This window comes from Kitasatospora sp. A2-31 (genome assembly GCF_022288725.1).
GTDB lineage: Bacteria > Actinomycetota > Actinomycetes > Streptomycetales > Streptomycetaceae > Kitasatospora.
The window spans coordinates 680,680-700,653 of the sequence record NZ_JAKNTA010000002.1 but is presented as its reverse complement, the minus strand read 5'-3'; the positions used below and the strand labels follow the sequence as shown (position 1 = coordinate 700,653).

The window sequence follows — 19,974 nt, the reverse complement described above, 5'->3', positions numbered from 1 at the left end:
GTAAGCGGTCACCGGCGGACGTGCAGGACGCAGATGTCGTCGTGGCGGCCTCCGGACCCGACGAGGGTGTCGAGGATGCCGTCCAGGATGCGGGCGTCGTCGGCACGGGCCTCCGCGGCGGCGGCCAGCCGGGCGAGGCCGTGGTCGATCGTCCGGCCGCGTTCCTCGATCAGGCCGTCCGTATAGAGCAGCAGGTGGTCGCCGGGCAACAGGCGGAGGCTGGCGGACTCGTACCGCGGAGCGTCGGTCGCGCCCAGCAGGATGCCTGGGGGGAGCGGCAGGTAGCGGGCACGGCCCCCGCGCAGGAGCAGGGGCGCGGGGTGGCCTGCTCGTGCCCACGTCAGTTCCGAGGTGGCGGGGTCGTAACGAGCCACGATCATGGTGGCGGTGGTGAGGACCCGCTGGGTCGTGTGCAGGAGCAGGGTGTTGAGCTGGGCCAGGATCGTCTCCGGCGGGATGCCGGCGGTGATGGCCATGCCTTTGGCACTGAAGCGCAGCTGGGCCATGGTGGCGACCGCGTCCAGGCCGTGGCCGGCGACGTCACCGATGACGAGCAGCACGCTGCCGTCGGGCAGTTCGACGGCGCTGTACCAGTCGCCGCCCACCTCCAGACCTTCCTGCTGCGGCCGGTAGGCCACGTCCACCGTGAGATCGGCCAGGCGCAGGGACTGCTGGGACAGCGGCAGGAGGGCGTGCTGGAGCCGGGCGGCGAGGCGGCGTTCGGAAGCGAGCAGCGTCCGCTGGGCGAGGACGGTGCGTTCCCGTTCGAGCAGCCGTTGTTCGGCGCTCTTGGCGGCGGTCAGGTCCTGGAAGAAGCCGTGGACTTCCACCGGCTGTCCGCGCGCGTCGGTCTCGGCCTCGGCGACGATCCGGACGTGCCGCACCCCGCCGTCGGGGGACGTGATCCGGAAGGTGTGGTCGACGGGCTCGCCGTCGGCCAGGAGGTGCTGCACGGTCTCGCCCAGTGCGGGCAGGTCCTCGGCGAGGACGTGGGTGGGCAGCTCCTCCAGCGTCATCGGGCCGAGGGAGCGGTCCCGGCCGAAGACGGCGTACACCTGGTCCGACCACGTGATCACGTCGTGGACCAGGTCCCAGTCCGCCCAGCCCATGTTCCCCAGACGCTGCATCACGGTCAGCCGGCGCCGCTCGCGCTCGCCGCTGTCCAGGCGGACCCAGGACACGATCAGGCCTTGCTGGCAGGGGGCGGCGCGGACGGCGAATCGGGACAGGCGGGGAATGCCGGCGAGGACCTCCTCGTACTCGAACGACTCCCCCTCGTAGCGGTCGCCGGTCGTGAGGGCCTTCAGGTAGCCGTGCCACAACTCGCTGCCCGCGACGGTCGGGTAGGTCTCCAGGACGCTCACGCCGATCAGGTGGCGGCCCCTGCGTCCGCCGATGTCGACCGCGTCGGGCGACGCGGCCGCGATCCGGAAGTCCGCCACCTCGCCCCCTGCCGTTCGGACCGGCAGGAGGAAGATCACCGAGCCCGGCAGGGCGTCCAGCACCTCCTGGACCGCCGGCACCGGGAGGCCGCCCGCCTCGCCGTCGCCCTCCCGGGGCGGCCGGCGGGACAGGTAGCGACTGGAGGTGAACACCGAGTCGTCACCTCCCGCGCCTGCCTGTCCCGGTACCTCCGACTGCCCGTGATCTTTCATTGCACGAGCATGTCACGACTTCCCGTCCCTCCGGACCAGACGCCGCCGGTTCCCGGAGGTCGACGTCCGCCTCCTGCGCGAGGTCCGGGTCAGCCGGCGTCGAGGATGCGCGCCACGAGCGCGTCGATGTCCAGGTGGTCGCCCTCCGTGCCGAGGGGCACGAGCTGGAAGCTCTCGGCGAGGAAGGCCGCGACCACCTCCGTCGGGGCGCTGACCACCGCCGACCCGCCCGCGCCCGACAGGGTGATGCGGACCTCCCCCTCGGCGCCGGGGCCGACCCGCACGTCACCGCTGCCGGCGGGAACGTGCCGGCCCTCGTTGAGTACGTCACGACTGAAGTACCAGCACCTCGGCGTCTCGTCGTCCACGCGCCCGGCCACCGGGAACGACAGGCACGCCGCGAACGGGCGGCTGGTGTCGAAGCGGAGTTCCGCGGGGACCGGAACGTCGGGCAACGGGCTGTCCGGGAACGTGACGGACAGCGGACGAACGGCGGACATCGGCATCGAAGCACCTTCCGTGGCGGTCGAACCGCCCCGGGGGCGGCCGCGTACGCACGCCGCTACCCAGGACCGGGCACGCGAGTCGGCACGGTGGAAACCTCCACGCGATCCCCGCGCGGAATCCACCCCGTGACCGAACCCCCTACCACTCCTGCACCGAGGGCCCGGCGCCGCCGGCGCCGAGTGTGCGGATCGCTCCCGGCCCGGCGCGACACTCGTGGCCCGACCCCACCGCGCCGCCGCGCCGTGGGCCCGCGCGTCTACAGGTAGCACCTGCGGTGTCGGGCGCTGCTGACAAGGCGCCCGGCGCGCAGGGCGAGTTGGGCGACGAACGGGGCGCGCCGGTCCGCGGGGCCGGCCAGGTGGGGCGCGTGGACGAGGAGCGTCCACCAGGCCCGGGCCGCGTCGCCCAACCGCGAGGAGGGCATGCCGCGGCCGGCGAAGTCACGGTAGAGCTTGGGGTGCGAGCGCCCGTAGCTGTAGAACTGGCGCGCGATGGCCGGCACTTCGGCGCGTAGCCGGTAGTGCACGACGGCGTGGGGCGCGAAGGCCAGTCGGTGCCCGGCCAGCTGGGCGCGCCAGAAGAACTCGGTGTCGTCGCCGCCGTAGCGGTAGCTCTCGTCGAACCCGCCCAGGTGGTTCCAGAGCTCGCGGTGGAATCCGCAGTTGGCGCCCGCCGGGTAGGGCAGGAAGCCGAAGGTGTCGAGCAGCGCGTCGGCCTTCTTCGGCGGACGCGCCGCGAGCGCCACCGGCCCGTTGAGCAGGCGGCGTTCAAGCGCGCCCCCGGCCGCTGGGCTGGTCCGCAGGGCTTCCACCAGGCCCTCCATCCATCCGGGGGCCACCACGTCGTCCGCGTCGCAGACGAGCACGAATTCGCCGCGCGCGTGCCGGCAACCGGTGTTGCGCGCACGGTTGACGCCGCGGGCCCCGGCGGACTCCACGACCCTCAGCTGCGGCATGCGCCGTTGCCAGTGCCGCAGGAGCTCGCGGGTGCCGTCGTTCGATCCGTCGAGGACGACGACGACCTCCCACGGATCCGGATAGGTCTGCCGGCTCAGGGCCTCCAACTGCGCGGCGATCGTCGTTTCGGCGTTCCGCGCGGGCATGACGACCGAGACCAACCCCACCGGGCGGGTGTTCCCGCTCATCGGGGACTCCGCGCGGTCGGCCCCGGGGCCTGGACGGCATGGATCACCGCACCGGTGTCGCGCAGCGTCGCCAGCACCGTGTCCGCCCCCGCCTCCCGCAGCGCGGCGGCGCTGCTCGCCCCGGAGGCCACCGCGATCACCCGCGCTCCCCCGACGAGTCCTGCGCGCACGTCCAGCGGCGTGTCGCCGATCAGCACGGTGCTGTCGGCGTCGAATTCGCGTCCGTACGCGGCCGCTGCGCGGCGCTGGGCCACCGGCACCAGTTCGGCCCGCGCGCGTGCGTCACCGCCGTACGCGCCGATCGTGAGGTCCAGGTACTCCGCCAGTCCGAACAGCCGTAGCTTCAGGAGGGCGTTGGCCCGCAGGTTCCCCGTCAGCACGGACTGGGCGACGTGGCGCTGCGCCCTCATCGCCCGCAGGGCTGCGACGGCGCCGGGCAGGGTCCGTCCGGCCGTGCGGAGCGCAGCGGCCCGCCGCTGCAGCTGCGCCGTCAACTCGGCTGCGACCCGGCTCTCTTCGATGCGGCCGACGCCGTGCCGGTGGAACAACTCGTCCATGATCTCCGGTTCGGTACGGCCCGCCGTGGTCACGCGGTGGCGGGCCGACCGGCCGGTGAGACGTTCGAAGGCGAGTGGGTACACCGTCTCGCCGACGTGGCCGTCGTCGATGAGCGTGCCGTCGACGTCCCATAGGAGGAGGAGCCGCTTCACACCCGGGCCGCCCGTCGCACGGGAGCGGGCCGGCCCGGGAACGGTCCCCGCCGCGCGGTGCAGGCCGCGCCGTGCTGTGCGGCGAGGTCCAGCGCCTCGGCCGTGGTCGATCCGGCGGCGAGCGCGTAGGTGAGTACGGCCGCGAAGTTGTCCCCGACCCCGTAGGTGTCCACCAGTGGGCCGGGGGCACGGGCAGGACGGTAGCGCCGAGGGGCATCGCCACACGCGGTGAACACACCGCCGTGCCGGCCCCGGGTGCTGACCACCAGGCCGGGCGGCCTCCGCAGCAGCGCCGGGTTGCAGTGTTCGGCCGGGTCGCAGCCGCTGCCGACGAGCGCGTCGACCCGGACCCCGGACTCCAGCACGGTGGCGAACTCACGCGCCGTCACGACGAGCGTTCCGGCACGCCGGGCCGCGTGCAGCAGGGCCGCGTCCCCCGCGGTGAAGAACACCGCGTCGAAGGAGGCCAGTTCCGCCCAGTCGAAGGGATCGGCCGCGGCGGGTTGCAGGCGCTCACCCAGGGTGACGGTGGTGCGTTCACCCTGACGGTCGACCAGGCTCACCGCGGTGCGCGTGGGACCGGGGCGGGGCGCGGCCAGCACCCGCACACCGCGGTCCTCCAGCTCGGCACGTGAACGGTGCCCTGCGTGGTCGTCACCGAGGGCGGTGAAGAAGGTGCAGCCGCCGGCCAGTTCAGCCAGCCGGACGGCCGCGACCGCGCCGCCGCCGGCCGGGCCCTGCCAGAGCCGGTCCGCATGGATCACCTCGCCGGCAGCGGGTACCTCGTCGAGGCCCGCGATCGTCGTCCATTCGACGTGGCCCACCACGGCCACCCGTGGGCGGCCCGAGGGAGCCCCCGCACCGGCGAGGCGGGTGTCGTCGCCCATCGCTCCCCGCCTCTCGCGTCGACCCGTCGTCGACTCCGTTCCAAGTCGACCACAGCCTGCTCGTGCACGCACTGTCGCGCGCGCACGCCGTGTGTGCGTTGACGAACCATGAATGGCGGGACGGGGCCGGCTCCGCGATGATGGACGCTTGGCGCCTCGGCGCCCTCGCTTCATGCACGAACCCTGGCCGCGCGGCCGTTCGCCGCTCGACGGAGGTGCACATGAAGGACGTGGATGCGATCTTCTTCGATTTCGACGGGACGCTGTGGGATCCGGAGGCCGAGATATTCCGCGCCCACGCGGACGTCTTCCGGGAATTCGGTCACGAGCTGCCGGTCGATGCCTGGTCGTCGCTCGTCGGCACCATCGGGTGCGACCTGTGGACGCAGCTCGAGCGGGTCACCGGGTGCACGGTGGACCGTGCGGCACTGCAGGAGCGGGTCCGCCGCCGGCAACGGGAACTGCTCGGGGGGCTGTGCGGCAGGCCCGGTGTTCACCGCGTCCTGGGGGCGGTCGACGCCCTGGGGATCTCCCGGGGGATCGTCAGCAACTCGACGCGGGAATGGGTCACCCGATATGCGCGGCAGTGCGGCCTCGCCGAGGGGTGGAGCACGGTGCAGTGCGCCGACGGGGACCCGGCCAGCGCCAAACCGGAGCCGAACCTGTACGTCGCGGCGCTGGACTCCTTGGGAATTCCGGCCGATCGGGCGGTGGCGTTCGAGGATTCGCCCAGCGGCGTGCGCGCCGCGAAACGGGCCGGTATCCGCTGCGTCGCCGTTCCGAATTCGATGACCGCCTCGCTCGATCTCCAGGAGGCGGATCTGTGTTTCGAATCCTTCGAGCAGGTCGACCTGTTCGGAATCATCGGAGGGAAGTCGATGAAACAGACCAGTTCCGCGATATCCGCAGCGGCACCGAAGCCCCCGACCGGAGCGGACGTCGGATCCACGCTGCAGCACTACTACTACCTGCCGGACCAGCTCCGAGTGGTCAGGGGTGAGGGCCTGTACCTCTATTCCGACGACGGCCGGCGCTATCTCGACTGCTCCTCTGGGACGTTCAACCTGAGCCTCGGCTACGCCCATCCCGAGATCGTGGAGGTGGTCCGCGAACAGGCCGGCCGACTCATCCACGTCACTTCCAAGTTCCAGACCGAGCCGCTGAACGCGCTGGTGGCGAAGCTGGCCGAGGTCTCACCGCCGAACCTCACCCGGGTGCACCTGAAGTCGGCGAGCGGCTCCGACGCCAACGAGAGTGCGGTCAAGATCGCCCAGGTGCACACCGGGAAGTCCGACGTGGTCACGCTCTTCCGCGGGCACCTCGGCCAGACGCTCGGCATGATCGGTGCCTCCGGCGCCGCCTTCCGGCGCACTCCCTTCCCCTCCCACCTGCCCGGCGTCGTGCACGTCCCCGACCCGCACTGCCTGCGCTGCTTCTACCGGCAGGAGCGGGCCACCTGCGGACTGCTGTGCGTCGAGCGGATCAACGACTTCATCGACTACGCGAGCACCGGCCGGGTGGCCTGTGTGGTGCTGGAGCCGATCAGCGGCAACGGCGGCAACGTCGTCCCGCCCGACGGCTACCTGCAGGCGCTCAAGGAGCTGTGCGAGGAGCGCGGCATCGTGCTGGTCTTCGACGAGATCCAGACCGGCTTCGGGCGCACCGGCCGGATGTTCGCCGCCGACCACTTCGGCGTCAGCCCGCACATGATGACCTTCGGCAAGGGCCTCGGCGGCGCGGGGATGCCCGTCGCCGGCATCCTGACCGAGGAACGGCTGACCGGCGTGGAGGGCCACCACATCAACTCGACCTTCGGCGGCAACGTGCTGGCCGCCGCGGCCGCCCTGAAGACCCTGGAGGTCATCGGCCGGCCGGGCTTCCTGGAGAACGTGCGGACCGTCGGCGCGCACGTCCTCGACCGGCTGCGCGACCTGGCCACGAAGGTGGACTTCGTCCGGGAGGTCCGCGGTGTCGGGCTGATGATCGGCATCGACATCGTGGACCGCGACGGCCGCCCGGACCCGCGGCTCACCAATCACCTCGCGGAACGCGGGATGGACCACGGGCTGCTGCTGCGGACGTCGCTGTACGGGCACGGCAACGTGCTGAAGGTCCGCCCGGCACTGATCATCACCCGTCAGGAGGCGGACGAGATGTGCGACCTGCTGGAACGACTCTTCCTCTCGGTCTCATGAGGGGCCTCGTCCAGGAGCTGTCCGGGCGGATCCGGGCGGCCGTGCGCGACGGGCTGCAGGAGGTCGGCAGCCGCTACGTGGCGGGGACGGCGAAGGGGGGCGACGCGGAGTTCCCCGTCGACGTCCTCGCGGAACGGGCGGCCTGGGACTTCCTGCGGGAGCGGGGCGAGCCCGTGGCCGTCTACACCGAGAGCGAGGGCCTGCGCACGATCGGCCGCGCCCCCGAGCACGTACTGATCATCGACCCCATCGACGGCACCCGCGGCGCCGCCGCCGATCTGGAGATGGCCTGCGTCTCGATCGCCGCGGCCCCCTTCGGCGAGGCGCCCACCATCGGCGACATCCGGTACGCGATGCTCCAGGAGGTCAAGACCGGCAACTGGCTCTACGCCGACGCCGACGGGACCGGGATCGAAGCCGCCGGCTTCCCCGCGCCGGTGCCCCGCCTCTCCCCCACCACCGATCCCGAGCGGATGTTCTGGTCGCTGGAGTTCAACGGCCACCCGGCGGCGTTGATGATCGGGGCCTACGGCCACCTGATCGACGCCTCGGCCAACACCGGCGGCGTGTACGTGTTCAACAGCGCCTCCTTCTCCATCTCACGGATCATCACCGGGCAGACGGACGCCTACGTCGACATCGGGAACCGGCTGCTGCGCGACCGCCCCGACACCGAGCCGGACTTCCGCCGGGTCGGCCACGGCAGCATCCTGCACCTCTTCCCGTACGACATCGCCGCCTCGGTGTACCTGGCGGAACGCGCGGGCGTCACCGTCACCGACGCTTACGGCAAGCCGCTGCACGACACCCTGCTGCTGGACATCGGCCCGATGAACCAGCGCTCCTGCATCGCCGCCTGCACGCCGCAGCTGCACGCGGCGCTGATCGATTCGATCCGATGGTAGGAGGCGGCCGTTGTGACCGACCGTCGACACGTCACGCCCACCCGGACGGCCGGGGGTTGGAACGAGGAGGCGGCCCTGGCGACCTCCGCCGACACCCTCGGCCTCACGGTCGCGGACGAGATCCTGGACGGCGGCTCCCCCGCCCGGGTCTACCGGACCACCGCCGCGACCGGGGACGACCTGGTGCTCAAGGTCCTGGTCCCCGCACCGGGCGCCGTGGACGGCCACGACCTGGCGTCCTTCCGCCACAAGCTGCACCAGATCGAGCGGCTGCGCACGCTGGCACCGCGGCTGGCGGCGCACTACCTGCCGGTCGTGCACTTCCTCGACGGTGACGGCTGGTCGGCCTGCACGACGCCGTTCTACGACTCCGCGGACCTGGCGGCGCCCCTGCGGGAGTCCCCGCCGCGCACCGGGGAGTTCTTCCGGCGGCACGCGACACTCGTCCGGGCCCTGGTCCTGGACGGGTACGCCGTGTGCTCGCACCCGACCCCGGTCGGCCACCTGGAGGAGGTCGTCGTCGGCCGGTTCCTGCGACGGCTGCCCGTCCTGCGGCGGGCGTTGCCGGAGGACCTGACGACGGCCCCGCGCATCACGGTCAACGGCGTGCCGTGCGAGGCCCCGCACCTGGCCCTGGGGCGTCTGACGGGCCGACTGGCCCCGCTGGCGCCCGCCCGGTTGATGGCCCCGGCCCACGGCGACGCCAACACGCGCAACGTGCTGTGGTGCACCCGCCCGGAGGCGGCGGAGGAGTTCCGGCTCATCGATCCGCGCGGCTCCGTCGAGCCGTGGGATCCGGTCTACGACCTGGCGAAGACGCTCTTCAGCCTCAGTGTGTGGGACCCCGCCCTCCGGACGGGATTCTCGGTGCACGGGTCGAAGCACGGGTACGAGGTGGGGTTCCGGCAGCCGGTGTTCCCCGGCTACCGCGCGGCGGTCCACCGGTTCCTGCCCCACCTGGCGACCCACGAAGGCCTGTCGTTCCTGTTCCGTGACGATCCGGGCTGGCTGGACCGGCTGCTGCTCACCCACGCCCTGCACGTCCTGGCGGAGGCACCGTGCCGACTTTCGGACCGCAAGCCCAAACCCGACCTCCAGGGGAGGGAGTCCACGCCCGAGGCGCTCGCGCTCGGCCACTACCTGCTCGGCACCCTGCTGATCAACGACCTCGTCGACCGCCTCGACCGTGTCGGGCACGTGGACGCCGCCGGCCACCTGGCGCTGGTGACCGACCACCTCCCCGGCGGCGGTTCCTAGGCGTTCGGGCCTGCGAGGTGGGCCAGAGCGGAGTCCAGGTCGGGGCCCAGCAGACGGTGGCGGGTGCTGCGCAGCACCAGCCGCGCCGGGCGCCGGCAGGCGGGGCCGGCCCCCGGCGGCCGTCCCCCCTCCCCCTGGGCGGCCACCACCCGGGTCGGCAGGTCCAGGGCCTGCCGGACCCTGCGCATCAGCTCGAACCGCGTCACCACGTCGGTGCCGCCGTAGTGCACCACACCCGTGCGGTGCCAGAGCCGGGCGAGGGCCGGGCCGAGGCTGGGAAGGTAGACGGGGGCGCAGACCAGGTCCGTGCGGGCGACGGTCGTCGGCCCGGCCAGGCGCGCCAGGAAGGTGTTGGCCCAGGGACCGCGCCCGAATACGAGGGGGATCCGCACGACCAGGTGTCCGCCCTCGGCGAGCAGCAGATCCTCGGCCGCCACCTTGGTCCGCCCGTAGACGTTGACCGGGGACCGGGGATCGGCTTCCTCGTAGTGGTCGCGGGTGCCGTCGAAGACGTTGTCGCTGGAGAGGAGCACCAGTTTCGCCCCCGAGCCGCGCACGGCGTCCAGCAGGACCTCGACGGGGCGGACGTTCAGCCGGTGGGCCAAGGCGGGGTCGGCTTCCGCCGCCTCCAGGGGGACCAACCCGGCGGCGTGGACGACGAGGTCGAAGCCGTCGGCCGCGAGCGCCGCCAGCCGGCGCTCGTCCCGCAGGTCCAGTCGGACCAGTCCGGGAACCGGCCGGCTGGCGAAGGTGCCGACGACCTCGTGACGGGGTGCCAGGTAGGTCCACAGGCCGCCGCCCACGAACCCCGACGCGCCGAGCAGCAGGATCCTCAGACGGGAGTCCGCGCGCTCTTCCCCATCAGCCGGTTGCCAGTTCGGGCTCATACCGGCGCATTCTATGACACTGTTGGTGGACGATCCGTTGGGAGGCTCCGATGAAAGCCGTCGTGTTCGAGGACGTGGGCCTGCCCGGCATCCACGACCGGGCGGTCCCTTCCTTCGGTGCCGGCGAGGTCCTGGTCAAGGTGGCGGCCACCGGGATCTGCGGCACGGACCGGGCGATCCTGCTCGGCGAGTTCCCCGCACGGCGCGGTGTGGTCCTGGGCCACGAGGCGGTCGGTGCGGTGACCGCCGTCGGAGCCGGTACCCGTTCGGTGGTGCCCGGCGACCGGGTGGTGATCAACCCGACGTACCACTGCGACCGGTGCCGGCCCTGCCGCCGCGGGATGCCGGCCCACTGCGGGGCCAAGGCGGGTCGGGAGATCGGCGTCGACCGGGACGGGACGATGGCCGAGTTCGCCGTCGTGCCCGAGCGCTTCGTCCACCGGCTGCCGGCCTCGGTCTCCTACCGCCGGGGCGCCCTGGTGGAACCGCTCGCCTGCGTGCTGAACAATCTCGCGGCGGCGCGGCTGCGGTGGGACGACCAGGTGCTCGTGCTCGGCGCCGGTCCCATCGGGGCGCTGTGCGCGCTCGTCCTGGCCGGGCGCGGCGCCAGGGTCACCCTGGCCGAGCGTGATCAGGGCCGGATCGCGCTCGCCCGGTTGCTGCTGCCCGGAACGGTCCGGGTGTCGGCCGCGGAGGAGGCGGCCGGGGCCGGCGTGCCCGATGCCGTCATCGACACCACCGGGTCGCTTCCGGGCGATGTCCTCGGTGCGGTGGCGCGCGGCGGCACCGTCGTGGTGATGGGCGAGAAGGAGGCGGGCGTCGCGACCCTGCCGCTGAGGGCTCTGGTGACCAGGGGGATCCGGCTGGTGGGGGCGGGACCGTACCGGCCGGCCGACTTCGAGCTGGCGGTGGACCTCGCACAGGACCTGCCGCTCGAAGGGCTGGTGACGCACGTGCTGCCGCTCGAACGGTACGCCGAGGCCCTGGCGATGCTGGCCGTCGCACCGGCCGGCCCCGGCCGGTCGGGCGCAGGACGCTCGGGCGCAGGACGCTCGGACGCGGCGACGGGGTACAGCGCCATGAAGGTGCTGCTCACCACGGACGAAGGCCCCGCCCTGTGAGTCACGGCAGCCAGGACGGCGCGCGGCCCCGTTTCGTGGACGGGGCGCTGTGGCTGGACGGGCGTCCCCGGTTCCTCATCGCCGGCGAGTACCCCTACTACCGGGACGATCGCGCGCGCTGGGCAGCCAAACTGGGCGCCCTGCGCGACGCCGGCCTCACCGTGGTGACCAGCTACGTCCCCTGGCGGCACCACGAGATCGCCCCTGGCGAGGTTCGCTTCGACGGCGCCGGCAACCGCGACCTGGCCGGGTTCCTGGAGTTGGTCGCATCGACCGGACTGGTCGCCGTGCTGAAGCCGGGCCCCTTCGTGCACGCCGAACTGCCCTTCGGCGGCCTCCCCGACCGGGTCGACCCCGCGCTCGACCGGGACCGGCACGCCGCCCGGTCCGCCGACGGCCGGCCGCTGTCGTACCAGCGGTTCACGCTGCCCTCGCTGCTGGACCCGCTGTTCATCGCGGACGCGACGGAGTGGCTCCGCCTCGTCGGCCTCTTCCTGCGGCCGTACACGTACCCGCGGGGGCCGGTCGTCGCCGTCCAGATCGGGAACGAGGGGCACTACGGGGAGACCGCCCTTCCGATGGACGCACTCGACTACTCGCCACCGGGCGCCGGCGGCTTCGCCCGCTTCGCACCCGGCCTGGACGCGCCCCTGCGGACCGAGACCCGGAGTCGCGCCGAACGGCAACGCTCCCAGATCTGTTGGGGGCGCTGGTCGGCCCACGTGCTCGTCGCCGGATTGGCGAAGCTGGCCGATGCCCTCGGGCCGGACCTGCCCGTCTTCACCACCTGCTCGCCGCCGGCCAGGGCCGACCGCGTCCCCGGCCGGGTGGCCGGACGCTACGACGCCTGGCTGGTCAGGAACCGGGTCGGCGCGGCCACCGTGCTGCCGCGTGCCTACACCGGTTGGACGGGAGACGTGCTCTCGGGTGAGGAGGCGCTGGTCAACTACGTCCTGGCCGCCAAGAGCGGGCGGGGCCCCAACATCGAGGAGAACTGGGGGCTCCGCTGGGCGGATGCGAGCTGTGCCTTCCCGGTGGTGCCGATCCGTCACAACCTGCTCGGCGTGGCCTGCGGGGCCACCGGCATCAGTGTCTATCCGGCCTGCGCCACCGCGGGCTGGGGCCGGCACCTCGTGGTGGACCGCACCTGGCAGGCGGAGCCGGCCGGTGACCACGCCCAGTTCGATCCGCCGTACGGGGACGCCGCCCCGATCGGGCTCGACGCCGAGCCCGGACCGGCGTTCGCCGCGTTGCAGGTGCTGACCCACTTCCTGGCCGGGCGGCAGGACGCGCTGACCGCTTCCCACCCGGAGCCGGGCGTGTGGTGGGGCGTCCATCCGCCGTACGCGGCGGTCGGCGCATGGGACTGGGCGGGGAACGGGAGCCGGCCGGCGCCCTCGGCCGATCGCACCCTGGTGCCCTTCGTCGCCCACTGCCTGCGGCGCAACCTGCCCTTCCGGCTGACGGAACTCGCCGGCGGGCGGGCACTCGATCCGGCGACGGGCCCGCTGACCGCCGTGTCGGGCCGCTTCATGGAACAGGCCCTGCAGCGGCGCCTCACGGAGTTCGCTGAGCGCGGCGGGCCGCTGCTCCTGGTCGGGGAGGTCCCCGTGCTGGACGAGCACTCGAACCCCTGTACCGAACTCGCCGACGCGACGGCGCGGTGCGGGACGCGCATCGTCCCCCTCCGCGGTGAGCCCGTCGGAGCAGCCGTCGAGGAGTGGCTGGAGAGTCGCGGCGCGCCCGCGCGGGCCAGACCGGGGCCGTGGCTCGAACTGCGCAGGACCACCACCGACGCGCAGGACGTCCTCGTCTTCCTCTTCAACCGCTCGGCCCGACCGCTGCGGGCCCGCACCGCGTGCGGGGCGAACCTCGTCACGACCGACCTGGTCGGGGGCGGGTGTGCCGTCGTCCACGTGTCGCAGGGGCGGCTCGCGGCCTGCTACGTGAAGGGCCTGAACGAGCAGACCGGTGCGCAGCTGCCGGTCCGGGTTCGGGTCGGGCGCGACCTGCTGCACACCGACCGGCCGTGCGACCTTTCCGCGGTCCGCGGAACGGGCGGATTCGACGTCCGCACCGCCGCGGCCCGGGGTGAGGCCCGAACGGTTCTGCCGGAGGAGTCATGACGTCGTCGTCCCCGGCCGAGGCGGTCGGCGTCGATGTCGGCGGCACCAAGATCGCGGCGGTGCGGCTGACGGCCGACGGCGCGGTGCTGGCCCGGGCCCGCTGCGCCACGCCGCGCCGTACGGTGGACGAGCTGGTGGATGCCGTCGCCGGTCTGGTGGCACGGGTGCGGGGCGAGCTGGTCACCGTGGTCGGCGTCGGGCTGCCCGGGATGGTCGACGCCGGTACCGGGGCGCTGGCCTTCGCGCCCGGCCTGGAGTTCGCGCGCGCCCCGTTGCGGGAGCTGATCGCGGACTCCGTGGGGCTGCCGGTGGTGACGGACAACGATGCGAACGCCGCCGCGTGGGCCGAGTACCGGATCGGTGCGGGTCACGGACACGACCACCTGGTGCTGGTGACGCTCGGCACGGGCCTGGGTTGCGGTGTGGTCGTCGCCGACCGCCTGCTGCACGGCTCCCACGGATTCGCCGCAGAGGCCAGCCACCTGACCGTCGAACCCGGGGGCCCGCTGTGCGAGTGCGGCAACCGCGGGTGCTGGGGCGTTGCCGCGTCCGGCGCCGCCATCGCACGGCTCGGCCGGCAGGCCACGGCGGCCCGCCCGGACGGGCCACTGGCCCGTCTGGTCGGCCGGGGCGCGCCGGACGCCGGAGAGGCCGTCACCGAGGCCGCCCGTAGCGGCGACGCCCAGGCTCTGGAGATCCTGGACCGGATCGGAACGCTCACGGGCGTCGGGCTGGCCGCCCTGGCCAACCTGTTCGACCCCGCCGTGGTGATCGTCGGAGGGGGCCCCGTCTCCGCGGGGGAGCTGCTCCTCGCACCGGCACGCGCCTCGTTCACCCGCCGGCTGTACGCGCCCGGCGACCGCCCGCCCGTGCCCGTGCTGACGGCCCGCTTCGCCAACGACGCCGGCGCGATCGGCGCAGCGCTACTGGCGATCGACCGTTCGCCGTGACGCTCACCGGCCGGCGATGTCCTCGGACCTCGCGGGCAGGCCGGGGCGGCGGGGGCCGCTGCTGCACCGAACGGGTGCCGGGATGCCGTAGGGTCGGCCAATGGCGAAGTACTTCGACGTGCACCCAGAGTCCCCGCAGCCGCGCACCATCGGCACCGTGGCCGCCGGTCTCCGCTCCGGGACCCTCATCGCGTACCCGACCGACTCCTGTTTCGCCCTGGGCTGTCGGCTGGACAACCGCGAGGGGCTCGAACGGATCCGGTCGATCCGGCGCCTCGACGAGCGCCACCACTTCACCCTGATGTGCGAGGACTTCGCGCAGCTGGGGCAGTTCGTCCAGCTCGACAACAACGTCTTCCGTGCCGTCAAGGCCGCGACGCCGGGCAGCTACACCTTCATCCTCCCCGCCACCAAGGAGGTTCCGCGGCGCCTGATGCACCCGAAGAAGAAGACGGTGGGAGTCAGGATCCCCGACCACAGCGTGGCCAGGGCCCTGCTCGCCGAGCTCGGCGAGCCCCTGGTCTCCAGCACCCTGATCCTCCCGGGCGAGGACGAGCCGATGACCCAGGGGTGGGAGATCAAGGAGCGCCTCGACCACGTGCTGGACGCCGTCGTGGACTCGGGCGACTGCGGCACGGAACCGACGACGGTCGTCGACTTCTCCGGCGGCGAGCCGGAGGTCGTCCGGCGAGGGGCCGGCGATCCCTCACGCTTCGAGTGACGGACCGGGCCCGCGGCCCCCGCCCCGGCCTGCACCGGGAGCGGCCCGGGGGGTCGCCGCCGACCCACGTCGGCCGACCCCGGAGCGCCCGGAGCAGCCCCCCGGCGCGTAGGTGACCCGGAAGGCCGGCGGGAGGAGTCCGGCGGCGCCGGTCGGCCGGGCCGGTCGGCCCGACCGACCGGGCCCGTCCGGCCCTCCTCCGCCGGTGGCGCGGCGGCCGACGATGGGGTTGCCCGGTCCCCGCACGAACCGGTCACGGCACCCGCCGGCCCGTTGCACGTCCCGCGGTGACCGTCCCGAACCACGCCCGGCGCCTACGGCCCGACCGACACACGGAGGTACCGATGAAGGAGACGCGGAACAGCCGTGCGCGCGCCCGCCCGCCCGACTCCGGCGACCTCGGCCGACGGATCGCGTACCGCCGCCGGGAACTCGGCCTCACCCGGGCGGATGTGGCGGCCAGAAGCGGCATGGAACCGGGATTCGTGGAATTCGTGGAAACCACCACGTCGCCGCTCGGCGCCGGTCTGCTCACCCGACTCGCGGACGCGCTGGGCACGACGATCGACGACCTGCTCGGCCGGGGACACGACGAGCCGCCCGGGCGGTCCCGGGCGAACGCCGGGACGACGCCGCACGAGCTGGACCCGGCGGCGTGCTGGGCGAGAATCTCCCCGGGCGGCATCGGCCGAGTGGTGCTGACGACGCCGAACGGCCCCGTCGCCCTGCCGGTCAACTACCGGGTGCTCGACGCCACGATCCTCTACCGCACCGCTGCCGGGGGCCTGCCGGCCGATGTCGCCGACCAGCAGGTCGCCTTCGAGGTCGACCGTCTCGACGAAGTGTTCGGCACCGGCTGGAGCGTCCTGGTCAGCGGTACCGCCTCGGTCGTCTTCGACGAGGACGCGCTGCACCGGTTCGAGGAGCACGCCGATCCCGAACCGTGGGCCGCCGGCGAGCGCGACACCTGGGTGCGCATCCGGCCCGCCCGGGTCAGCGGCCGGACCGTCGAGCGGCCCACGGGAGCTCCACCCGTCGACCGTGGATAGCCATCGCCCCCGACCGGCTCCTCCGCGCACGCCACCCATCCCGGTGGGACGCCGGGCGGTGGGACGCCGCCCCCGGGCGAGGGCAGAGAGCGGACCGACCCCGGTCCGAAGGTCCCGCGCGGCGGGCGCGGCCCGTGCCCGCCGTGCGGGCCCGTAGTGCCGCCGCGGCCCTCCCCGTGCCGGTGCGGCCCGTTCGGCCCACCATGGAGGAGCGGGAGGCTCCCGCGGAACGGCCGGCCGGTCGGCCGGAGAGTGTTGCAGGTGAGGAGAACCGCCCATGACCGAGAGCGCCGCTGCCGGCTCCGTGCGTACCAAGCGCTGGGCTCTGCGACTGGACCTCTTCGAGGAGGGGGACGTCACCAAGGTCCACGCCGTGCTGGAGACCGGCGACAAGACCCTGGAGAGCCGCACCGAGGCCCACCGCAACCCGCACGACCCGCCCGTACCGGAGATCGGCGACGAGTACGCGGCCGGGCGCGCTCTGGTCGAGCTCGGGCACCTGCTGCTCCGGTCCGGGATGGCCGATGCGACCGCGAACGACAGGTCCGGCCCCGCCTGACCCCGGCGGTCGCGGCCCGGCCCCGACATCGACGGACACCACACGGAGGACAGCATGAGCGGACCGATCGTGGTGGGCTTCGACGGCTCGCCCGAGAGCGTCGCCGCCACCGGATGGGCGGCCCGCGAGGCGCTGCTCCGCGGCCTCTCACTCGAACTCGTCGAGGCCTGGCCGTGGCCGAAGGCCGACGTCCCCGGCACCGGCGACGCGATCGCCTGGAGCCGGCAGCGGCTGGCCGAGAAGGAGGCGGAGCTCCGGTCGGTGCTCGCCGCGGGCGCCGAGGTCACGTCGACCCACGTCCCGGAGGACCCGGCCGAGGCGCTGGAGGCAGCCGGCCGGCACGCCGCCATGCTGGTGCTCGGCTCGCGCGGGCTCGGCGCGCTCCGCGGCTTCCTGGTCGGATCGGTCAGCCAGGAGGTGTTGCGCCGGGCCGCCTGCCCGGTGGTGCTGGTCCGCGCGGAGGAAGGCCCCACGGCCCCCGAGGGTCCGGTCTTCGGCGGTCCGGCGGCGGACGCCGCGGCGGAGGGCGCCGTCCTGCTCGGGCTCGACCTCCGGCACGACAGCGCCGAGGTCATCGCCTTCGCCTTCGAGGCCGCCCGGCTGCGCTCGGTGCCGCTCCGGGTGGTGCACGCCTGGATGCCGCCCACGGGCAGCGAGTACATGGCGTTCGCCGCGATCGGCGGCATGGACGCGGAGCTCTCGGCCGCCGAGCAGCGTCAGTTCGAGGCCGCGCTCTCCCCGTGGCGGGAGCGCCACCCCCGGGCGGCCGTGGAGGCCGAGCTCGTTCGCGGCCACGCGGCGGCCGCCGTCGTCGACGCCGCCGCCGACGGCACCGGCCTCGTGGTGGTCGGCCGCCGTGTCCGGCACGCACCCGTAGGGGCGCACCTCGGGCCGGTGGCCCACGCAGTGATCCACCACGTCCGGTGCCCCGTCGCGATCGTCTCGTACGGCTGACGCCCCGGCGAAGGCCGGTCGGCTCCCCCACCCGGGACGAACGGCCCGGGTCCGCGCCCGTCCCACGGTCCCAGACTGGTGCCAGGAGGTGGGATCGATGCACACCGTCATCGTGTACGAGAGCATGTACGGCAACACCCGCGAGATCGCCGAGGCCATCGCCGAGGGCGTCCACCAGGCCGATCCGGAGGCGTCCGTCGACTGCCTGCCCGTGGCCCGGGCGGACACGGAGACGACCCGTACGGCAGACCTGCTGGTCGTCGGCGGACCGACCCACATGCACGGCATGTCCTCCGGTGCCAGCCGCCGGATGGCGGCCATGGCCGAGGCGAAGAAGGAGGGCCACCAGGAGGCCGCCCGCGAGGCGTACGAGACCGCCGAGGGCCCGGGCCTGCGTTCCTGGTTCCACTCGCTCCCGAAGACCGGGCACGGCACGCACGCGGCGGCCTTCGACACCCGCGCCGACATGCGCAGGAGCGGCGGAGCCGCGAACGGCATCGCCAAACGGCTCACCCGTCACCACTACGACGTCGTCGCCGAACCGGAGGGGTTCATCGTCGAGGAGGGCGACGGCCCGCTGCGGCAGGGCGAGATCGAGCGGGCGCGCGCCTGGGGTGCCGGGCTGCTCTGACCACCCGGGCGACGCCGGCAGCGCCGTTGCGCCCACGGGCAACGGCCGCGCAGCATGACCCTCGACCTCGTGGGTACCTGCGCGGGCATGGGCACGAACCACACGGAGACCGAACGCAAGTACGAGGGAGGTCCGCTGCCGCGCGGGCTGGGCGAGCTGCGCGGCGTGGCGGCCACCGAGCCGGTCGAGCCCCAGGACCTCGACGCCGTCTACTACGACACCGTGGACCTGCGGCTGCTCCGCCGGCGCGTCACGCTGCGCCGGCGCAGCGGCGGCACGGATCCGGGCTGGCACCTCAAACTGCCCCTCGACGGGGACTCCCGGCAGGAGCTCCGGCTGCCGCTGGACGCCGCGGGCGGGGACGGGACGCCACCGGACTTCGCCGTCCGGGTGAAGGCCTTCACGCGGGGCGCCGCGCTCGTCCCGGTGGTGCACCTGCGGACCCGTCGTACGGGGGTGGCGCTGAAGGACGAGGAGGGCGCCGTGCTCGCCCAGGTCGTCGAGGACCGGGTCACGGCCCAGGTGCTCGCCGCCGAGCGGCTGACCGCCCCCGGGGACGAGGGGGGCGCGGCACGTCCCGGACCCGCGACCGACGGCGGCAGCTCGACCGAGGTGAGCGGGTGGACGGAGGTCGAGGTCGAGCTGGAGGCCGGCACGCCCGACCTGCTGGACCGGGTCGACGCCGCGCTCGCCGACGCGGGGCTGGTCCGCTCACCCTGGCCCGCCAAGCTCGCCCGGGCCCTCGGCCCGGACCGCTCGCGAACCGCCGAACCGACCGCCCTGCCGACCGGCACGGCCGGCGCCCTCGTGATGGCCGGCTTCCGCGAACACCTCGCGCGCCTCCCGGCCCTCGACGCCGCGGTCCGCCGCGCGGAGGAGGACTCGGTGCACCAGCTGCGCATCACCACGCGGCGACTGCGCAGCCTGCTCAGGGGCCACCGCAGGCTGTTCGACCGGGACCGCGCCGACCACCTGGCCGACGAGCTGCGCTGGCTGGGTCACCTCCTCGGCGACGCCCGCGACCAGGAGGTGCTCGGCGAACAGGTGCTGAGCGGTCTGGGCGCGGTGCCCGCCCAGGGACGCCGCAGCGCCCTGCGCACGCTGCGCGGGCTGGTCACCGCGCGGTACGACCGCGGCTACCGGCGGGCCTGGGCACGGGCCGTCAGCGCCATGGACGGCCCGCGCTACTTCACCCTGCTGGCCGACCTCGAAGCCTTCGCGACCGACCCCCCGCTGCACGCCCGGGCCGACCGCGACGCCTCCGACCACCTCTCCGACGTGCTGCGGCAGGAGCAGCGACGGACCGTCAAGCGGCTCGACCGGGCCCTGCACACGGAGCCCGGTCCGCAGCGCGACGAGGCCCTGCACCGGGCGCGCAAGGCCGCGAAGCGCGCGCGGTACACGGCCGAGGGCGGCCGACGGCCCTCCCTGCCGAAGCGGGCCCGCAAACGCACCCGTACCTTCGGCAAGCGGATGAAGAAGCTCCACAAGGTGCTGGGCGCCTACCAGGACAGCGTCGTGGAACGCCGGGAACTGAGCCGGCTCGCCGGCGAGGACCCCACCACGGCACCGCACGCGTTCGCCTACGGCGTGCTGCACGAGCGGGAGCGGGAGCGGGCCGACGCGGCCGTCCGGCGCCTTCCGGAGCTCCGCAGCCGCGCTGCCCGGCGCAAGCCGACCCGGCTCTCGTGAGCGGCCCGGCTCGCGTGCGGCCCG

General features: G+C 73.9%; 18 protein-coding genes. 12 read left to right on the top strand and 6 right to left on the bottom strand.

Features of this window, described 5'->3' with window-relative positions:
* Nucleotides 1-8: 8 nt before the first annotated feature.
* The 5 genes from MCM47_RS08060 to MCM47_RS08040 form a co-directional block, all read right to left on the bottom strand.
* A complete protein-coding gene (locus tag MCM47_RS08060; protein ID WP_238859829.1) occupies nt 9-1,595 on the bottom strand; it encodes a PP2C family protein-serine/threonine phosphatase in 1,587 nt (528 codons plus the stop codon).
* Between the two features lie 149 nt (nt 1,596-1,744).
* A complete protein-coding gene (locus MCM47_RS08055; protein WP_238859828.1) occupies nt 1,745-2,155 on the bottom strand; it encodes an SsgA family sporulation/cell division regulator in 411 nt (136 codons plus the stop codon).
* A gap of 263 nt (nt 2,156-2,418) precedes the next feature.
* Nucleotides 2,419-3,306, bottom strand: a complete 888-nt coding sequence (locus MCM47_RS08050) for a glycosyltransferase family 2 protein (RefSeq protein ID WP_238859827.1) — start codon at nt 3,304-3,306, stop codon at nt 2,419-2,421.
* The gene (locus tag MCM47_RS08045) at nt 3,303-4,016 is read right to left on the bottom strand and encodes a haloacid dehalogenase-like hydrolase (RefSeq protein ID WP_238859826.1); all 714 of its coding nucleotides are present in this window, start codon (nt 4,014-4,016) and stop codon (nt 3,303-3,305) included. The genes MCM47_RS08050 and MCM47_RS08045 overlap by 4 nt, the downstream gene beginning before the upstream one ends.
* Nucleotides 4,013-4,903 (bottom strand): PfkB family carbohydrate kinase, encoded by an 891-nt coding sequence (locus tag MCM47_RS08040; protein ID WP_238859825.1) that lies wholly within the window; start codon nt 4,901-4,903, stop codon nt 4,013-4,015. The genes MCM47_RS08045 and MCM47_RS08040 overlap by 4 nt, the downstream gene beginning before the upstream one ends.
* A gap of 221 nt (nt 4,904-5,124) precedes the next feature.
* Between MCM47_RS08040 and MCM47_RS08035 the strand changes: the two genes are divergently transcribed.
* The 3 genes from MCM47_RS08035 to MCM47_RS08025 are packed head-to-tail and all read left to right on the top strand — an operon-like array spanning nt 5,125 to nt 9,260.
* The gene (locus MCM47_RS08035; protein ID WP_238859824.1) at nt 5,125-7,098 is read left to right on the top strand and encodes an aminotransferase class III-fold pyridoxal phosphate-dependent enzyme; all 1,974 of its coding nucleotides are present in this window, start codon (nt 5,125-5,127) and stop codon (nt 7,096-7,098) included.
* Complete coding sequence (locus MCM47_RS08030; RefSeq protein WP_238859823.1) at nt 7,095-8,003, top strand: inositol monophosphatase family protein; 909 nt, start codon at nt 7,095-7,097, stop codon at nt 8,001-8,003. The genes MCM47_RS08035 and MCM47_RS08030 overlap by 4 nt, the downstream gene beginning before the upstream one ends.
* 12 nt (nt 8,004-8,015) lie before the next feature.
* Entirely contained in the window at nt 8,016-9,260 is a 1,245-nt protein-coding gene (locus MCM47_RS08025; RefSeq protein WP_238859822.1) for a hypothetical protein, read from the top strand.
* Here MCM47_RS08025 and MCM47_RS08020 read toward each other — a convergent pair.
* Nucleotides 9,257-10,147 (bottom strand): sugar nucleotide-binding protein, encoded by an 891-nt coding sequence (locus MCM47_RS08020; RefSeq protein ID WP_238859820.1) that lies wholly within the window; start codon nt 10,145-10,147, stop codon nt 9,257-9,259. The two genes, MCM47_RS08025 and MCM47_RS08020, sit on opposite strands and share 4 nt — an antisense overlap.
* 50 nt (nt 10,148-10,197) lie before the next feature.
* Here MCM47_RS08020 and MCM47_RS08015 point away from each other — a divergent pair, with 50 nt between their 5' ends.
* The 9 genes from MCM47_RS08015 (at nt 10,198) to MCM47_RS07975 (ending at nt 19,950) form a co-directional block, all read left to right on the top strand.
* Complete coding sequence (locus MCM47_RS08015; RefSeq protein WP_238859819.1) at nt 10,198-11,268, top strand: zinc-binding dehydrogenase; 1,071 nt, start codon at nt 10,198-10,200, stop codon at nt 11,266-11,268.
* On the top strand, nt 11,265-13,394 hold the full coding sequence (locus MCM47_RS08010; protein ID WP_238859818.1) for a beta-galactosidase: 2,130 nt from the start codon (nt 11,265-11,267) through the stop codon (nt 13,392-13,394). Before MCM47_RS08015 ends, MCM47_RS08010 begins: the two co-directional genes overlap by 4 nt.
* Nucleotides 13,391-14,344, top strand: a complete 954-nt coding sequence (locus MCM47_RS08005; RefSeq protein WP_238859817.1) for an ROK family protein — start codon at nt 13,391-13,393, stop codon at nt 14,342-14,344. Before MCM47_RS08010 ends, MCM47_RS08005 begins: the two co-directional genes overlap by 4 nt.
* A gap of 100 nt (nt 14,345-14,444) precedes the next feature.
* The gene (locus MCM47_RS08000; protein ID WP_238859816.1) at nt 14,445-15,065 is read left to right on the top strand and encodes an L-threonylcarbamoyladenylate synthase; all 621 of its coding nucleotides are present in this window, start codon (nt 14,445-14,447) and stop codon (nt 15,063-15,065) included.
* A gap of 344 nt (nt 15,066-15,409) precedes the next feature.
* Complete coding sequence (locus MCM47_RS07995; RefSeq protein ID WP_238859815.1) at nt 15,410-16,114, top strand: pyridoxamine 5'-phosphate oxidase family protein; 705 nt, start codon at nt 15,410-15,412, stop codon at nt 16,112-16,114.
* A 277-nt stretch (nt 16,115-16,391) separates the two neighbouring features.
* Nucleotides 16,392-16,673 (top strand): dsRBD fold-containing protein, encoded by a 282-nt coding sequence (locus tag MCM47_RS07990; RefSeq protein WP_238859813.1) that lies wholly within the window; start codon nt 16,392-16,394, stop codon nt 16,671-16,673.
* A 54-nt stretch (nt 16,674-16,727) separates the two neighbouring features.
* Complete coding sequence (locus MCM47_RS07985; protein ID WP_238859811.1) at nt 16,728-17,627, top strand: universal stress protein; 900 nt, start codon at nt 16,728-16,730, stop codon at nt 17,625-17,627.
* A gap of 97 nt (nt 17,628-17,724) precedes the next feature.
* Nucleotides 17,725-18,258: a flavodoxin domain-containing protein gene (locus MCM47_RS07980; protein WP_238859810.1), complete on the top strand. Its 534-nt coding sequence runs from the start codon at nt 17,725-17,727 to the stop codon at nt 18,256-18,258.
* Nucleotides 18,259-18,345: 87 nt separating this feature from the next.
* Nucleotides 18,346-19,950 carry a CYTH and CHAD domain-containing protein gene (locus tag MCM47_RS07975; RefSeq protein WP_238859809.1) on the top strand — a complete coding sequence of 535 codons (1,605 nt, stop codon included), beginning with the start codon at nt 18,346-18,348 and terminating at the stop codon, nt 19,948-19,950.
* The last annotated feature ends 24 nt before the right edge of the window (nt 19,951-19,974 follow it).

Bases quoted from the DNA above. Each gene is read 5' to 3' on its own strand.
- MCM47_RS07995 (WP_238859815.1), top strand. From the start codon at position 15,410: ATGAAGGAGACGCGGAACAGCCGTGCGCGCGCCCGCCCGCCCGACTCC.
- MCM47_RS08000 (WP_238859816.1), top strand. From the start codon at position 14,445: ATGGCGAAGTACTTCGACGTGCACCCAGAGTCCCCGCAGCCGCGCACC.
- MCM47_RS07980 (WP_238859810.1), top strand. From the start codon at position 17,725: ATGCACACCGTCATCGTGTACGAGAGCATGTACGGCAACACCCGCGAG.
- MCM47_RS08020 (WP_238859820.1), bottom strand. From the start codon at position 10,147: ATGAGCCCGAACTGGCAACCGGCTGATGGGGAAGAGCGCGCGGACTCC.
- MCM47_RS07985 (WP_238859811.1), top strand. From the start codon at position 16,728: ATGAGCGGACCGATCGTGGTGGGCTTCGACGGCTCGCCCGAGAGCGTC.
- MCM47_RS08030 (WP_238859823.1), top strand. From the start codon at position 7,095: ATGAGGGGCCTCGTCCAGGAGCTGTCCGGGCGGATCCGGGCGGCCGTG.
- MCM47_RS08035 (WP_238859824.1), top strand. From the start codon at position 5,125: ATGAAGGACGTGGATGCGATCTTCTTCGATTTCGACGGGACGCTGTGG.
- MCM47_RS08040 (WP_238859825.1), bottom strand. From the start codon at position 4,903: ATGGGCGACGACACCCGCCTCGCCGGTGCGGGGGCTCCCTCGGGCCGC.
- MCM47_RS08005 (WP_238859817.1), top strand. From the start codon at position 13,391: ATGACGTCGTCGTCCCCGGCCGAGGCGGTCGGCGTCGATGTCGGCGGC.
- MCM47_RS08050 (WP_238859827.1), bottom strand. From the start codon at position 3,306: ATGAGCGGGAACACCCGCCCGGTGGGGTTGGTCTCGGTCGTCATGCCC.
- MCM47_RS08015 (WP_238859819.1), top strand. From the start codon at position 10,198: ATGAAAGCCGTCGTGTTCGAGGACGTGGGCCTGCCCGGCATCCACGAC.
- MCM47_RS07975 (WP_238859809.1), top strand. From the start codon at position 18,346: ATGGGCACGAACCACACGGAGACCGAACGCAAGTACGAGGGAGGTCCG.
- MCM47_RS07990 (WP_238859813.1), top strand. From the start codon at position 16,392: ATGACCGAGAGCGCCGCTGCCGGCTCCGTGCGTACCAAGCGCTGGGCT.
- MCM47_RS08055 (WP_238859828.1), bottom strand. From the start codon at position 2,155: ATGTCCGCCGTTCGTCCGCTGTCCGTCACGTTCCCGGACAGCCCGTTG.